The sequence below is a fragment of the Paraburkholderia sejongensis genome, assembly GCF_020880815.1.
GTDB classification, from domain to species: Bacteria; Pseudomonadota; Gammaproteobacteria; order Burkholderiales; family Burkholderiaceae; genus Paraburkholderia; species Paraburkholderia sejongensis.
In genome coordinates this window covers 94,917-110,656 of the sequence record NZ_JAJITD010000018.1, presented here as the reverse complement: position 1 = coordinate 110,656, position 15,740 = coordinate 94,917, and the positions used below count along the sequence as shown (strand labels likewise).

Annotated in this window: 11 protein-coding genes; 9 read left to right on the top strand and 2 right to left on the bottom strand. The window is 65.4% G+C overall.

What is annotated here, in order from left to right; all coding sequences use genetic code 11:
- Positions 1–9 precede the first annotated feature (9 nt).
- The 6 genes from LJ656_RS28260 (at position 10) to LJ656_RS28235 (ending at position 6,425) form a co-directional block, all read left to right on the top strand.
- The gene (locus LJ656_RS28260; protein ID WP_329958910.1) at positions 10–666 is read left to right on the top strand and encodes a fimbrial assembly protein; all 657 of its coding nucleotides are present in this window, start codon (positions 10–12) and stop codon (positions 664–666) included.
- A complete protein-coding gene (locus LJ656_RS28255) occupies positions 663–1,601 on the top strand; it encodes a pilus assembly protein PilP (RefSeq protein WP_230512817.1) in 939 nt (312 codons plus the stop codon). Before LJ656_RS28260 ends, LJ656_RS28255 begins: the two co-directional genes overlap by 4 nt.
- Positions 1,598–3,334, top strand: a complete 1,737-nt coding sequence (locus LJ656_RS28250; RefSeq protein ID WP_230512816.1) for a type IV pilus secretin PilQ — start codon at positions 1,598–1,600, stop codon at positions 3,332–3,334. The genes LJ656_RS28255 and LJ656_RS28250 overlap by 4 nt, the downstream gene beginning before the upstream one ends.
- Positions 3,335–3,448: 114 nt before the next feature.
- The gene (locus LJ656_RS28245) at positions 3,449–4,000 is read left to right on the top strand and encodes a shikimate kinase (protein WP_230512815.1); all 552 of its coding nucleotides are present in this window, start codon (positions 3,449–3,451) and stop codon (positions 3,998–4,000) included.
- Positions 4,001–4,008: 8 nt separating this feature from the next.
- A complete protein-coding gene (gene aroB / locus LJ656_RS28240; protein ID WP_425606031.1) occupies positions 4,009–5,085 on the top strand; it encodes a 3-dehydroquinate synthase in 1,077 nt (358 codons plus the stop codon).
- Between the two features lie 74 nt (positions 5,086–5,159).
- Entirely contained in the window at positions 5,160–6,425 is a 1,266-nt protein-coding gene (locus tag LJ656_RS28235; protein ID WP_425606029.1) for a deoxyguanosinetriphosphate triphosphohydrolase, read from the top strand.
- A gap of 97 nt (positions 6,426–6,522) precedes the next feature.
- Here LJ656_RS28235 and LJ656_RS28230 read toward each other — a convergent pair whose 3' ends face one another.
- Positions 6,523–6,906, bottom strand: coding sequence for an ElaB/YgaM/YqjD family protein (locus tag LJ656_RS28230; protein ID WP_230512813.1), 384 nt, complete (start codon positions 6,904–6,906; stop codon positions 6,523–6,525).
- Positions 6,907–7,262: 356 nt separating this feature from the next.
- Positions 7,263–7,988 carry an OmpW/AlkL family protein gene (locus LJ656_RS28225; RefSeq protein ID WP_230512812.1) on the bottom strand — a complete coding sequence of 242 codons (726 nt, stop codon included), beginning with the start codon at positions 7,986–7,988 and terminating at the stop codon, positions 7,263–7,265.
- A gap of 188 nt (positions 7,989–8,176) precedes the next feature.
- Here LJ656_RS28225 and LJ656_RS28220 point away from each other — a divergent pair, with 188 nt between their 5' ends.
- From LJ656_RS28220 to LJ656_RS28210, 3 genes are all read left to right on the top strand, one after another.
- Positions 8,177–8,884, top strand: a complete 708-nt coding sequence (locus LJ656_RS28220; protein WP_230512811.1) for a transposase — start codon at positions 8,177–8,179, stop codon at positions 8,882–8,884.
- A gap of 315 nt (positions 8,885–9,199) precedes the next feature.
- On the top strand, positions 9,200–13,903 hold the full coding sequence (locus LJ656_RS28215) for a glutamate synthase-related protein (protein ID WP_230512810.1): 4,704 nt from the start codon (positions 9,200–9,202) through the stop codon (positions 13,901–13,903).
- 108 nt (positions 13,904–14,011) lie between these two features.
- Complete coding sequence (locus LJ656_RS28210; protein WP_230512809.1) at positions 14,012–15,481, top strand: glutamate synthase subunit beta; 1,470 nt, start codon at positions 14,012–14,014, stop codon at positions 15,479–15,481.
- Positions 15,482–15,740 lie beyond the last annotated feature (259 nt).

The window sequence follows — 15,740 nt, the reverse complement described above, 5'->3', positions numbered from 1 at the left end:
CCGCCCAGGTTGGGCGGCTTCAATCTGCTGCCTTACCGGCAACGCAACGCGCGGCTCGCGCGGCGTCGCTGTCTGCGCGATTGGGGCGTGGCGGCCGGCGTGGGCGCGGCGGCCGTGCTGGCGCTCGCCGGCTGGCAGAGCCTGGCGAAGGCGCGGCTCGAGGCGCGGCGCGAGTCGATCGAACAGGCGCTGACGCTGCTTGCCGCGCCGCTAGCGGAGCACACGCGCCTGCAACGAGCGCGGGACGAGCAGCGCGCCAATGCGGCGCGGGCCGCTGTCGTTGGCGTGCCGCTCGCGCAGTTGCGCGCTTTGCTCGATGCGCTCAGTTACGAGCCCGGTGATGGCGTTGTGTTGCGGCAATTCCGGCAGCGCGAGCACGAGACCGAGTTGCTCGCGAGTTCGGGCAGTCATCTCGCGTCGGCCGAGTGGCTCAAGCGGCTTGCCGCGATTCGCGGGGTGGAGGGCGCGCAGATGCGTGAGCTGCGGCAGCCGGTGGCGCGCGGCGGCGCGGCGACGGCGCAGGCGCCCGGTGCCTTGGTGGAGTTCGATGCGAAGCTGACGTGGAGCGGGCCGCCGGCGCAAGGCGCCCGGCCGGCTGGAGCCGCGGGGACCGCTGTGGCCTCGCCGCGTGGGTCCCGGTCCGCACAATCGGGAGGTGGGCGATGAGTACGAGCTTTCTTGACGCGGGCAATCTCGCGCATCCGTCCGCCGGTTTTTCACGCTGGATCAAACAGGCCCGGTTGCCGCTCGAAGCGTGGAGTGCGCAGCGTCGCGCGCTGGTGGCGGCGCTGCTCGCGGCACTCGTGTTCGGCGTCGGTGCGTACGGTTGGCAGGCTGCCGATCTGTCGGGTCTGGCCGCCAGCCGCGCGGCGCTCGCGAGCAGCACCGCGCGTCTTGCCGACGCGCAGCAGGCGGTGGCGCGACTGCCGTCGCTGCGCCGCGAAACCGGGACCTTGATCGGCACGGCTTCGACCGCCGTGACATCGGGTTCGGCCGACGACGTGCGCATCGTCTCCGAACTGGCCACCCAAAACGGCGTCGCGTTGCTCGGCCTGGAGCCGGGCACCGCGAGCGGTGAGGGCGCCGAACGGATGCGTCCGCTGCGGCTCACCGCGCGTACCGACTTCGTTCACCTGATGGCGTTCTTTCACGGCCTCGCGCAGCTGCCGGTGCTGATCGTGCCCGTCGACGTGACCGTCAAACAGGACGGCAACGCGCTGGCGATGAACGCGACGCTGCACGTATTCGACGCGTTGCCGTCCGCACGCGGCGCCGCTGTGGCGGACGCCGCCGCCGCGAGCCTGCATGCCGACGACGCGAATGACGACGACGAGGAGGTCGTGTTCTTCGATCCGTTCGCGCGGGCTCAGATGTCGGCCAGCGGTTTCCCGCTTGATGCCGCGCGGTTGCGGCTGGTCGGCATGCTGCGCGATCGCACGCGTGCTCTGGCTTTGCTCGACACGCCGGAAGGCACGACGACGGTGGGGACCGGGCACCGGCTGGGCGTCGAACGGGTGATGCGGCTCGACGCCGACGGCATCACGCTCGCGAACGGCAGCGCGACGCGCACGCTGACGCTGATGTCGATGGAGGCTTCATGATGACGCGCGCGATCACACATGCGGGGCGGTTGGGGCCATGCATCCGACGCAGCGTCGGTTTCTGTCTGGCGCTATGTGCCGGTGCGACAGTGCTGGGCGGCGGCGTCGCTCAGGCCTCGCCGCCGCCGTTGCCGGACTACACGGCGCTCGACGCTCAGCCGGATTTCGCCGACAGCGGGTATGGAACGGCGCCGCTGCCGCGCGGTAGCATCGGTGAAGTGGCGAACCCGTTCGGCGACGGCGCGATCCCGGTTGCGTTGCCGGTGGCGGGGCAAGACGCGAACGGCAGCCAAACTGCCGCGTTCCCGGCCTTCGCACCGGACGCGTCCGCTGATACCAGCCTCGAAGGCCCGGTTCTCGCCGCGCCAGCTCAGGCCGCCCAGACCACCGCTGCGGCTCGCGACGCCATCGCGGACACGCCTGCGCTCGAAGGGCCGCCGGTGCCGCTGCCTGCGCCCAAACGCCTGCGCGACGCGGCGCATCACGCGCAGCGGGACTCGGACGCGGATGCAGACCTGCCCGCCGGCAACAAACCCATCTCGCTAAATTTCCTGAACGCAGACCTGGGCGCAGTGCTGAAAGCCTTCGCCGAATTCACCGGCCTGAACATCGTGTCGAGCGACAAAGTGCGCGGCGCGGTGTCGTTGCGGCTCGACAAGGTGCCCTGGCGCACCGCGTTCGACACGCTGCTAGATGTCAACAATCTCGCGATGGAGCGCCACGGCAACGTGATCTGGGTCGCGCCGGCCGCCGAACTTGCCGCGCGCGAGCGGCAGCGTTTCGAAGCGCATGCGCGCGGCGCGGACCTCGAACCGCTCGCGAGCCGCACGTTCGAGCTGCACTACGCGCATGCCGAGGACGTGCGGCGCCTGCTGACGGGCTCCGGCACGCAGCGGGTCCTATCCAAACGCGGCGCCGTGACGGCCGATCCGCGCACCAACCTGCTGTTCGTGACCGACCTCGCCGGACGGCTCGACCAGATCGCGGCGCTGATCACCGCGGTCGACCGGCCGACCCGCCAGGTGCTGATCGAGGCGCGGATCGTCGAAGGCGAGTACGGCTTTTCGCGCAATCTGGGAGTGCGGCTCGCGCTCGCCGGCACCAGCGCGGACGGTACCGCGCGTGGGCTGACCGGCGGCGCGGACGGCACAGTCTACGATCTGGCGGCCCGGCCGATCTCCGGCTTCGATGCCGCGACCGCCGGCCTGACGCTGTTCGCCGCGCACGCAACGCGTCTGCTGAATCTGGAACTGTCGGCGCTGGAGGCCGAGGGCCAGGGGAAAATCGTCTCGAGTCCGCGGGTCGTGACCGCCGACCGGCGCAAGGCGGTCGTCGAGCAGGGCACCGAGCTGCCATACCAGGCCAAGGTCGGGCAGGGCGTGTCGGGCGTGCAGTTCCGCCGCGCGACGCTCAAGCTGGAAGTCGAGCCGCAGATCATGCCGGACGGCCGCGTGGTGCTGGACCTCGACGTCGCCAAAGACAGCGTCGGCGAGCAGACCGACGCCGGGCCCGCGATCAACACCAAGCACGTGCAAACCCGCGTCGAAATCGACGATGGTGGTACGGTGTCGATCGGCGGCATCTATGCGACCGACAACCGCGACGACGAGGACCGGGTGCCGATCCTCGGCAAAATCCCGGTGTTGGGCGCGTTGTTCCGCCATCGGACCCACCGCGACCAGCGCACCGAACTGGCAATTTTCATCACGCCGCGGGTGATCCACGAAAATTAGGGCACGTTAGGGCTAACGCGCGCCGGGGCTACCGGTGGCGCGCAGGCTCGACAAGGCAGCCGCTTTGCCAGTAAGCTGCGGCACGAACTACACCGGAATATCCAGAGGACACCGTTGTTACCGCGGGACGCACACGCCAATGTTTTTTTCGTAGGGCTCATGGGGGCAGGGAAAACCACTGTGGGTCGGGCGGTTGCGCGCCGTCTCGAGCGCCCGTTCTTCGATTCCGACCATGAAATCGAGGCGCGCACGGGCGCGAAGATTCCGGTGATCTTCGAGCTGGAGGGCGAGGCGGGGTTTCGCGACCGCGAGGCCAGCGTGATTTCCGATCTCACTGCGCGCGACAATATCGTGCTCGCGACCGGCGGCGGCGCGGTGCTGCGGCCGGAAAACCGCGCAGCGCTCAATAGCCGGGGCCTCGTCGTCTATCTGCGCGCCAATCCGCACGACCTGTGGCTGCGCACGCGGCGCGACAAGAATCGTCCGCTGTTGCAGACCGAAGATCCGAAAGCGCGGCTCGAACAGCTCTACGAAGTGCGCGATCCGCTGTATCGCGAGTGCGCGCATTTCGTGATCGAAACCGGCCGGCCCTCGGTCAACGGACTCGTCAATATGGTTCTGATGCAGCTCGAGATGGCCGGCGTCGCCAAACATCCTGCGTCATAATGGACCGTATGATTACCGTCAACGTCGAACTGGGCGAGCGCGCCTACCCCATCCATATCGGTGCCGACCTGATCGGCCAGACCGCGCTGTTCGCGCCGCATATCGCCGGCAGTTCGGTCACTATCGTCACCAATTCCACCGTCGATCCGCTGTACGGCGACACGCTGCGGCAGGCGCTCGCGCCGCTGAACAAACAGGTGTCCACCGTCGTGCTGCCGGACGGCGAGGCGCACAAAAATCTCCAGACGCTCAACCTCATCTTCGACGCGCTGCTCGGCTCGCGCGCGGATCGCAAGACCACGCTGATTGCGCTCGGCGGCGGCGTGATCGGCGACATGACCGGGTTCGCGGCGGCCTGCTACATGCGCGGCGTGCCGTTCATTCAGGTGCCGACCACGCTGCTGTCGCAGGTGGATTCGTCGGTGGGCGGCAAGACCGGCATCAACCATCCGCTCGGCAAGAACATGATCGGCGCGTTCTATCAGCCGCAGGCGGTGATCGCCGACATCGGCGCGCTGCGCACGTTGCCCGAACGGGAACTCGCGGCCGGCATCGCCGAAGTCATCAAGACCGGCGCGATCGCCGACGCCGCTTTCTTCGACTGGATCGAAGCCAATATCGAGGCTTTGAATCGCTGCGACGCGGCCGCGCTCGCCGAGGCGGTCAAGCGCTCGTGCGAGATCAAGGCGTCGGTGGTCGCGCAGGACGAGCGCGAAGGCGGCCTGCGCGCCATTCTCAATTTCGGCCACACGTTCGGCCATGCGATCGAAGCCGGCCTCGGCTACGGCGAGTGGCTGCACGGCGAGGCGGTCGGCTGCGGGATGGTGATGGCGGCGGACCTGTCGGTTCGTCTTGGCCATCTCGACGAAGCATCGCGCAAGCGGCTCGTCGACGTGGTGCTTGCCGCGCGCTTGCCGACCCGCGCGCCGGCGCTCGGCGCCGACCGCTATGTCGAGTTGATGCAGGTCGACAAGAAAGCGGAAGGCGGCGCGATCAAGTTCATTCTGCTGAAGCGTTTCGGTGAGACGTTGATCAGCCGGGCGCCCGACGCCGAGGTGCGGGCGACGCTGGCCGCCGCGGTCTGAGCGCGCGGCGGCGTTGCTGTCACACGCATCGCGCCTCTGCGTAAAGAGGCGTCGCCCATGTTTCGGAGAACCCGGTGACTGACAGGCGCAGCGACGACTTCACGCTTGACCCGGTGGCGAAAGCGGCCGCCAACGGCGCGCGCAGCGCTACCCCTATCCCCAAGGCGGTCGACGGCGCCGCGGCAGCGGCCGTCGCCGCGCCGACCCAGCAGGCGCTCGAAGCGCATCTCGCGCCATACGCCGCGCATTCCGGCCAGTCGCGTGGGCGCCGCTATCCGGAAGCCGCGCCGAGCGCGCGCACCGAGTTCCAGCGCGACCGCGACCGCATCGTCCACTCGACCGCGTTCCGTCGGCTCGAATACAAGACTCAGGTGTTCGTCAATCACGAGGGCGACCTGTTTCGCACGCGCCTCACGCACAGTCTGGAAGTCGCGCAGATCGCCCGTTCGGTCGCGCGCAACCTGCGCGTGAACGAAGACCTCGTCGAAGCGATTTCTCTCGCGCACGATCTCGGTCACACGCCGTTCGGCCATGCCGGGCAAGACGCGCTGAACGAATGCATGCGCGAGCACGGCGGCTTCGAGCACAACCTGCAGAGCCTCGCGGTCGTCGACGAACTGGAGGAGCACTACGGCGCGTTCAACGGCCTGAACCTGTGCTTCGAAACGCGCGAGGGAATTCTCAAGCATTGCTCGCGCGACAACGCGCGGCGCCTCGGCGCGCTCGGTGAGCGTTTTCTGCAGCGGCGGCAGCCGTCGCTCGAAGCGCAGATCGCCAACGTCGCGGACGAAATCGCGTACAACAATCACGACGTCGACGACGGTTTGCGCTCGGGGCTGCTATCGATCGAGCAGCTCGCCGAAGTCGAGCTATGGCAAAGCCATTACGAGGCGGCGCGCGGCGACTATCCGCAGATCGAAGGGCGCCGGCTGATTCACGAGACGGTGCGGCGGGTGATCAATACGCTGATCGTCGATCTGATCGAAACCACGCGGCTCAATCTGGAGCGCTACGCGCCCGCCTCGCTCGACGACGTGCGCGCCGCGCCCCCGCTGGTCGCGCACAGCGACACGATCGCTGTGCAGGCAGCGGCACTCAAGCGTTTCCTGTTCAAGAATCTGTATCGCCACTATCGCGTGATGCGGATGGCGAACAAGGCGCGCCGCGTGGTGGTCGGCCTGTTCGACGCGTTCACCGACGACCCGCGGCTGTTGCCGCCGGCTTATCAGACCGCGGACGCGGCGCAGCAGCCGCGTCTGATCGCGCATTACATTGCGGGGATGACGGACCGCTACGCTGTGAAGGAATATCAGCGGCTGTTCGTGATCGACGACAACTAGGCGGCCGCGCCGGGCCGCCCGTTGCCGCCCGCTTTCAAATCAGCTCATGTATGGCACCGCTCGCGCGGCGCTGACGATGCATCAGCCCATCAGCGCATCAGCGCGAACGCGACGACGCGAACAGCGCCCCCGCAATCAACGCGAGCCCGCCGACGATCGCAATCGTCTGCCACGGGTTTTCGTGCACGTAATCGTCGGCGCCGGAGATCGCCACGCCCGCGCGTTCGCGCACCGCATCGCGGGTGTCGTTCAGGCGCGCGCGCGCCGAGTCGAGTTGATTGCGCAGCTTGCCGCGCAATTCGACGGCGTCCGCGTGGGTGCCGTCGGCGAGGGTCGATTCGAGTTCCCCCAGCAGCGTACGCAATTCGGCCGCGATATCTTCGGCCGCGTGGCGGCTATGGCGCGCAATGCGCCGCGCGCGGCGGCTTGCGCTGGTCCAGGATTCGCCGAGGGCGTCTCTCGTGTTCGGAAGTGCTGTCATGGTCGCTCCGTCGATGAGTTGAAAAAGCCCCGCGCATCGTCGCGCGGACGCGGTACCCGCTGACGCCAGTATCGCGTCGCCGCGCGCGAAATGCCAAGGAAACGCCATCACGACGCAACTTCGATGCCACACCCGCCGACGCCCGCGCAGCATGTGCGAGCGGCCGCGCATGGCGCGCCGGTGGTCAGCAGATATTGCACAGGGGGGCGCCCGATCCGAGTCAAACTTACAAATGCCCGCGGCGGACGAGCTACGCGCGCCGCAACAAAAGAAAACGCCGTCATCGACTCGATGACGGCGTTGCAGCCCGCGAAAATTCGACTACCCTAATTCAAGCCACCCGCACGCGCGAAGCGTTAGAAACGGTAACCGATGTTGACGTAGGTGACGATCGGGTTCAGTTTGATCTTGGTCTGCGATTGCACGTTCAGTGTGCCCACCGGCGTGGTCGATGCCGAGTTCAGTTTGGCGGTCGTGCTGAGCGGCAGATACGAGATCGAAACGCCTGCGAACCAGTGCTGATTGAACGCGTAAGTGAAGCCCGCGTTAAACACGGGTTCCCACGAACTATCCGTCGTGACGCTGGTCGGACCATGCAGAACCTTGGCCTGGAACGCGCTGTTGGTGATGTGTTCGTCGGTGAACCAGACGCGGCTCACGCCGAGACCGAGGTACGGACGGAACGCAGCGGTCGGCGCGTTGAAGTAGTACTTGAACAGCAGCGTCGGGCTCCACTGTTTTGCCTGGCCGATCTTGCCGAATTGTTCGAAGCTGCCGCTGCCGTAGAGGTCGAACGAGGGCGGATAGCCCAGCACGAATTCGGTGGCGATGTGGTCGGTGATGAAATAGCCGGCGGTGAAACCGATGGTGTCGGCGGAACTCAGTGATGCACCGGTATTTGCTTCTGTGATGTTGGTCGGGCTACCCCCGATACTCGTCACGGTCAGCGGGTCGCTGCTCGATTGCGGCGCGAGGTGGAACCACCCCGTCGTGACGTAGAAACTGCCGGCCGATTGTGCGTGTGCTGCCGTGCTCATGCAGGCTAGTACCGCCATCCCCGTTACGGCCTGTTTTAATTTCATATGTGCTCCTCCAGAAAAGGCCCGCCCATTATGACTACAACGTTTGAAACAAACCATACGCGGCGGTTAGAGTTTTCTCCCTAAGCTCCGCAAGGTTTCTGGCTTGGCCGCATGGCGCCGAACCTTGCGCCCACGCGGTTCTACGGACCTTCGGGTATATCCCAACGCGACTATTTGGACACTCCAGCATGGCACGGCTTGCACGTCTTTATGTCCCCGACCAGCCGCAGCACGTCATCCTTCGCGGGCTCGACCAGCAGCCCGCATTCGTCGACGACCAGGACTACGAGCTTTTCATCGACTGTCTGAAGGCGGCTTCGCGGGACCATCATCTGTCGATTCACGCTTACGCCCTGATGCCGGGCGCCGTGCAACTGCTCGTCACGCCCACCGAGGAGTCGAGCCTGCCCAAGGCGATGCAGGCGGTCGGGCGGCGCTACGTCGCCCACTTCAACCGGCGCTATGCGCGCCGCGGTACCTTGTGGGAGGGCCGCTACCGGGCCACGGTGATCGAAGGCGAGCGCTACTTCCTGCTCGCCAGCCGGGTCGTCGAAATGTGCCCGGTGCGCGCGCAGCTGGTGAGCTCGCCGGAAGACTATCGCTGGTCGAGTTACCGGCATCACATCGGTCTCACGCTCGACAGCCTGATCACCGACCATCCGCTTTACTGGTCGCTCGGCAATACGCCGTTCGAGCGGCAACGCGCGTACCGTGAGTTGTGCGAACAGCCGCTCGACGAGCGCGAAGCCAGCCAGCTCCAGCAAGCCACGCTGAAAGGCTGGGTGCTCGGCAGCGACACCTATCGGGAGTGGGCGGCGCGCGCCGCAAACCGGCGAGTTTCGCCGTTGCCGCGGGGCCGGCCGCGCAAGGTGCGGGAGACGCCGCAGACCCAGTGAGACGCCGCTCTTTGCGAAATTCATGTTTCGCATCAAGGGACTGCGTGGAAACGGCATCGCGTGTGCCGTTTTCTTTTGCCCCTTTTTGATGTGGCACCAATAAAAATAAGCCGCAATGCACCAATTTTGTTAATGGGGTTCGATCATTATGTTTTATTTGCTATTCCATTGATTCCTCGCGTATATTCCGATTTCCGACGCTTTTCGATCTGCGCACTCACGCCGCGCGACGAGCGTCGTCGCGGTTGCGATTGCACTGCGGCAATAGAAAAACGGTTTTAACGGCCTGTCCGGCCCCTCACAGACGGTGTCCCCATGAACGACCATCAGCACCCGATTCACCCGGTTCCCGCCGCCCAAGGTCTGTACGATCCGCAGAACGAGCATGACGCGTGCGGCGTCGGCTTCGTCGCCCATATCAAGGGCCAGAAGAGCCACGAGATCATCCAGCAGGGCCTGAAGATTCTCGAGAACCTCGACCATCGGGGCGCCGTCGGCGCTGACCCGCTGATGGGCGACGGCGCGGGCATCCTGATCCAGATCCCGGACGGCTTCTATCGCGAAGAGATGGCCAAGCAGGGCGTGACGCTGCCGCCGGCCGGCGAATACGGCGTCGGCATGGTCTTCCTGCCGAAGGAACACGCATCGCGTATCGCCTGCGAGCAGGAGCTCGAGCGCACGGTGAAGGCTGAAGGCCAGGTCGTGCTCGGCTGGCGCGACGTGCCGGTCGACCACACAATGCCCATTTCGCCGACCGTCAAGGCGAGCGAGCCGCTGATCCGCCAGATCTTCATCGGCCGCGGCAAGGACATCATGGTGACCGATGCGCTCGAGCGGAAGCTGTACATCATTCGCAAGACCGCGAGCCACCGCATCCAGGCGCTCAAGCTCAAGCACGGCAAGGAATACTTCGTGCCGTCGTGCTCGGCGCGCACTGTCGTCTACAAGGGGCTGCTGCTGGCGGGCCAGGTCGGCGTGTACTACCGCGACCTGCAGGACGAGCGCGTCGTCTCGGCACTGGCGCTCGTGCACCAGCGCTTCTCGACCAACACGTTCCCGGCCTGGGAACTGGCTCACCCGTACCGGATGATCGCCCACAACGGCGAAATCAACACGGTCAAGGGCAACGTCAACTGGCTGAACGCGCGTACCGGCGCAATCGCGTCGCACGTGCTCGGCGACGACCTGCCGAAGCTGTGGCCGCTGATCTATCCGGGCCAGTCCGACACTGCATCGTTCGACAACTGTCTCGAACTGCTGGTGATGGCCGGCTACCCGCTCGTCCACGCAATGATGATGATGATCCCGGAAGCCTGGGAACAGCACACGCTGATGGACGAAAACCGCCGCGCGTTCTACGAATACCACGCTGCCATGATGGAGCCGTGGGACGGCCCCGCCGCGATCGCGTTCACGGACGGCCGCCAGATCGGCGCGACGCTCGACCGTAACGGTCTGCGTCCGGCGCGCTACATCGTCACGGACGACGACCTCGTCATCATGGCGTCGGAAGCCGGCACGTTGCCGATTCCCGAGTCGAAGATCGTCAAGAAGTGGCGTCTGCAGCCGGGCAAGATGTTCCTGATCGACATGGAGCACGGTCGCATCATCGACGACAAGGAACTGAAGGACAACCTCGCGAACGCGAAGCCGTACAAGAGCTGGATCGACGCGGTCCGGATCAAGCTCGACGAGATCGAGCCGAACGCCGAAGACGTCGCGACCGAGCGCCGTGAAGCCGCCGCGCTGCTGGACCGTCAGCAGGCATTCGGCTATACGCAGGAAGACCTCAAGTTCCTGATGGCGCCGATGGCGCAAGCCGGCGAGGAAGCGGTCGGCTCGATGGGCAACGACTCGCCGCTGGCGGTCATGTCCAACAAGAACAAGACGCTGTACCACTACTTCAAGCAGCTGTTCGCGCAGGTCACGAACCCGCCGATCGACCCGATCCGTGAAAACATGGTGATGTCGCTCGTGTCGTTCATCGGTCCGAAGCCGAACCTGCTCGACACCAACAACATCAACCCGCCGATGCGTCTCGAAGTGTCGCAGCCGGTGCTCGACTTCAAGGACATCGCGAAGATCCGCGCGATCGATCAGTACACCGGCGGCAAGTTCAGCTCGTACGAACTGAACATCTGCTATCCGGTCGCCTGGGGCAAGGAAGGCATCGAAGCGCGCCTCGCGTCGCTGTGCGCGGAAGCCGTCGATGCGGTCAAGTCTGGCTACAACATGCTGATCGTGTCGGACCGCAAGACCGACCGCGACAACGTCGCGATTCCGGCGCTGCTGGCTACCGCCGCGATCCACACGCACCTCGTGCAACAGGGTCTGCGCACCAGCACGGGCCTCGTCGTCGAAACCGGCTCGGCGCGTGAAACGCACCACTTCGCGCTGCTCGCGGGCTATGGCGCGGAAGCCGTGCACCCGTACCTCGCGATGGAAACGCTCGGCCAGCTCGCGGCCGGCATGAAGGGCGACCTGTCGGCTGAGAAGGCGGTCTACAACTTCACGAAGGCAGTCGGCAAGGGCCTGCAGAAGGTCATGTCGAAGATGGGCATTTCGACCTACATGTCGTACACCGGCGCGCAGATTTTCGAAGCGGTCGGCCTCGCGTCGGATCTCGTGTCTAAGTACTTCTCCGGCACTTCGTCGAAAGTCGGCGGCATCGGCCTGTTCGACGTCGCGGAAGAAGCGATCCGCATGCACCGCGACGCGTTCGGCGACAACCCGGTGCTCGCGAACATGCTCGACGCGGGCGGCGAGTACGCGTATCGCGTGCGCGGCGAAGAACACATGTGGACCCCGGATGCGATCGCCAAGCTGCAGCACTCGGCACGCAGCAACTCGTACCAGACGTACAAGGAATACGCGCATCTGATCAACGATCAGACCCGGCGCCACATGACGTTCCGCGGCCTGTTCGAATTCAAGTTCGACCCGACCAAGGCGATCCCGCTCGACGAAGTCGAATCGGCGAAGGACATCGTCAAGCGCTTCGCGACCGGCGCGATGTCGATGGGCTCGATCAGCACCGAAGCGCACGCCACGCTGGCGGTCGCGATGAACCGCATCGGCGGCAAGTCGAACACCGGTGAAGGCGGCGAAGACGCGAACCGTTATCGCAACGAACTGCGCGGCATTCCGATCAAGAACGGCGACACGATGAAGTCGGTGATCGGCGACGAAGTGATCGTCGACATTCCGCTGAAGGAAGGCGATTCGCTGCGCTCGCGCATCAAGCAGGTCGCGTCGGGCCGCTTCGGCGTGACCGCCGAGTACCTGGCGTCGGCCGATCAGATCCAGATCAAGATGGCGCAGGGCGCGAAGCCGGGCGAAGGCGGTCAGCTGCCGGGCCACAAGGTGTCGGAATACATCGGCAAGCTGCGTTACTCGGTGCCGGGCGTCGGCCTGATTTCGCCGCCGCCGCACCACGACATCTACTCGATCGAAGATCTCGCACAGCTGATCCACGATCTGAAGAACGTCAACGCATCGTCGAGCATCTCGGTGAAGCTGGTGTCGGAATCGGGCGTCGGCACGGTGGCTGCAGGCGTCGCGAAGGCGAAGGCCGACCACGTGGTGATCGCCGGTCACGACGGCGGCACCGGCGCGTCGCCGCTGTCGTCGATCAAGCATGCCGGTACGCCGTGGGAACTGGGTCTCGCGGAAACGCAGCAGACTCTGGTGCTGAACCAGTTGCGCGGCCGCATCCGCGTGCAGGCCGACGGTCAGATGAAGACCGGCCGCGACGTCGTGATCGGCGCGCTGCTCGGCGCGGACGAATTCGGCTTCGCGACGGCGCCGCTGGTCGTCGAAGGCTGCATCATGATGCGCAAGTGCCATCTGAACACCTGCCCGGTCGGCGTTGCGACGCAAGATCCGGTGCTGCGGGCGAAGTTCAAGGGCCAGCCGGAACACGTCGTGAACTTCTTCTTCTTCGTCGCTGAAGAAGCGCGCGAAATCATGGCGCAGCTTGGTATCCGCAAGTTCGACGATTTGATCGGCCGCGCGGAACTGCTCGACATGAAAAAGGGCATCGAACACTGGAAGGCGAAGGGTCTCGACTTCTCGCGCGTGTTCTATCAGCCGACGGTACCGGCCGACACCGCGCGCAAGCACGTCGACGTGCAGGACCACGGTCTCGACCGCGCACTCGATCACACGCTGATCGAGAAGGCGAAGGCCGCGATCGAGAAGGGCGAGCACGTGTCGTTCATCCAGCCGGTGCGCAACGTGAACCGTACGGTCGGCGCGATGCTGTCCGGCACGATCGCGAAGAAGTACGGCCACGACGGTCTGCCCGACGACGCGGTGCATATCCAGCTGAAGGGCACCGCGGGTCAAAGCTTCGGCGCGTTCCTCGCGAAGGGCGTGACGCTGGATCTCGTCGGCGACGGCAACGACTACGTCGGCAAGGGCCTGTCGGGCGGCCGGATCATCATTCGTCCGACCAACGACTTCCGCGGCAAGTCGGAAGAGAACATCATCTGCGGCAACACGGTGATGTACGGCGCGATCGAAGGAGAGGCATTCTTCCGCGGCGTCGCGGGCGAGCGCTTCTGCGTGCGTAACTCGGGCGCGACGGCGGTCGTCGAAGGTACCGGCGACCACGGTTGCGAATACATGACCGGCGGCACGGTGGTCGTGCTCGGCGAAACCGGCCGTAACTTCGCGGCCGGCATGTCGGGCGGCGTCGCCTACGTGTTCGATCCGGACGGCAGCTTCGCGGGCAAGTGCAACAAGTCGATGGTGTCGCTCGATCCGGTGCTGCAACAGGCCGAACAGGAGCGCACGGTCGACCAGGGCGTGTGGCATCGCGGCACGACCGACGAAGCGCTGCTCAGGGGCTTGATCGAGCGTCACTTCCAGTTCACCGGTTCGCCGCGCGCCAAGGCGCTGCTGGAGAACTGGGACGCGGCGCGCCGTCAGTTCGTGAAGGTGTTCCCGACCGAATACAAGCGCGCGCTCGGCGAACTCGCCGCGAAGAAGGCGAACAAGGAAGTTCTCGCCGCCTGACCGATCGTCGAACACATATATAGCCGCACCCGCCGCGGCCCGACCGGATAGCGTCCGGCCGGCGGCGGGTCCAGATTACCCCTAGATACAGATAGAGAAGAGAACCACATGGGCAAGGCAACCGGTTTTCTCGAGTTCGAACGTCGCCACGAGACGTACGAAGCTCCGCTCACGCGTGTGAAGCACTACAAGGAATTCGTCGCCGCACTGAGCGACGACGAAGCGAAGATTCAAGGCGCACGTTGCATGGACTGCGGCATCCCGTTCTGCAACAACGGCTGCCCGGTCAACAACATCATTCCGGACTTCAACGACCTGGTGTTCCGTCAGGACTGGAAGAGCGCGATCGACGTCCTGCACTCGACCAACAACTTCCCCGAGTTCACGGGCCGCATCTGCCCGGCGCCGTGCGAAGCGGCCTGTACGCTTGGCATCAACAACGACCCGGTCGGCATCAAGTCGATCGAGCACGCGATCATCGACAAGGCCTGGGCCGAAGGCTGGGTCGAGCCGCAGACGCCGAAGCACAAGACCGGCAAGAAGGTCGCGGTGGTCGGCTCCGGCCCCGCGGGTCTGGCTGCCGCGCAGCAGCTCGCGCGCGCCGGTCATGACGTGACCGTGTTCGAGAAGAACGACCGGATCGGCGGCCTGCTGCGTTACGGCATCCCCGACTTCAAGCTGGAGAAGTGGCAGATCGACCGCCGCATGCGCCAGATGGAAGCGGAAGGCGTGACGTTCCGCACCAACGTGTTCATCGGCCACCCCGACTCGCTGCCGGCGTACATCGGCAACACCGCGAAGGAAACCATCACGCCGGCCGAGCTGAACGAACAGTTCGACGCGGTCGTGATCGCCGGTGGCGCCGAAACTCCGCGCGATCTGCCGGTGCCGGGCCGCGAGCTCGAAGGCGTGTACTACGCGATGGAATTCCTGCCGCAGCAGAACAAGGTCAACGCCGGCGACAAGCTGACGAATCAGCTGCTCGCGAAGGGCAAGCATGTCGTCGTGATCGGCGGCGGCGATACCGGTTCGGACTGCGTCGGCACGTCGAACCGTCACGGCGCGAAGAGCGTCACCCAGTTCGAGCTGCTGCCGCAGCCGCCGGAAGAAGAGAACAAGCCGCTGGTGTGGCCGTACTGGCCGATCAAGCTGCGCACGTCGTCGTCGCACGAAGAAGGCTGCGAGCGTGACTGGGCGGTCGCGACCAAGCGCCTCGAAGGCAAGAACGGCAAGGTCGAGAAGCTGATCGCCGCGCGCGTCGAGTGGAAGGACGGCAAGATGGTCGAAGTGCCGAACTCGGAATTCGAAATGAAGGCCGATCTGGTGCTGCTCGCGATGGGCTTCACGCAGCCGGTTTCGCCGGTGCTCGAAGCGTTCGGCGTCGACAAGGATGCGCGCGGCAACGTGCGTGCGGCGACCGAAGGCGACAAGGCGTACTACACGTCGGTGGACAAAGTGTTCACCGCGGGCGACATGCGCCGTGGCCAGTCGCTGGTCGTGTGGGCAATCCGCGAAGGCCGTCAGTGCGCGCGTTCGGTCGATGCGTTCCTGATGGGGCATTCGGAACTGCCGCGTTAAGCGTCTTCAGGCCGGCTCGCGCCGGCCGCTCACGTTTTTTGCAGGAAGGCGTGGAGACGACAAGGTGCCCAATGCAGGCGCCGATAGCGGTAGAGCGAAGCAGTAGAAAAGGAAACCGGGCTGGCCTGAGAAGGGCAGTCCGGTTTTTTTATGTCCGCCCGCGCCGACTATCGCCCCTTTTTTTTCCTTACCAATTGCCACGATGTAACGCAGAACATATTGGCGAACGTTAAACTGCGCGTGCAGCCCCGGCTGCCCG

Coding starts and splice junctions, on each gene's coding strand:
- LJ656_RS28255 (WP_230512817.1), top strand. CDS start 663: ATGAGTACGAGCTTTCTTGACGCGGGCAATCTCGCGCATCCGTCCGCC.
- LJ656_RS28250 (WP_230512816.1), top strand. CDS start 1,598: ATGATGACGCGCGCGATCACACATGCGGGGCGGTTGGGGCCATGCATC.
- aroB (WP_425606031.1), top strand. CDS start 4,009: ATGATTACCGTCAACGTCGAACTGGGCGAGCGCGCCTACCCCATCCAT.
- LJ656_RS28230 (WP_230512813.1), bottom strand. CDS start 6,906: ATGACAGCACTTCCGAACACGAGAGACGCCCTCGGCGAATCCTGGACC.
- LJ656_RS28225 (WP_230512812.1), bottom strand. CDS start 7,988: ATGAAATTAAAACAGGCCGTAACGGGGATGGCGGTACTAGCCTGCATG.
- LJ656_RS28220 (WP_230512811.1), top strand. CDS start 8,177: ATGGCACGGCTTGCACGTCTTTATGTCCCCGACCAGCCGCAGCACGTC.
- LJ656_RS28215 (WP_230512810.1), top strand. CDS start 9,200: ATGAACGACCATCAGCACCCGATTCACCCGGTTCCCGCCGCCCAAGGT.
- LJ656_RS28210 (WP_230512809.1), top strand. CDS start 14,012: ATGGGCAAGGCAACCGGTTTTCTCGAGTTCGAACGTCGCCACGAGACG.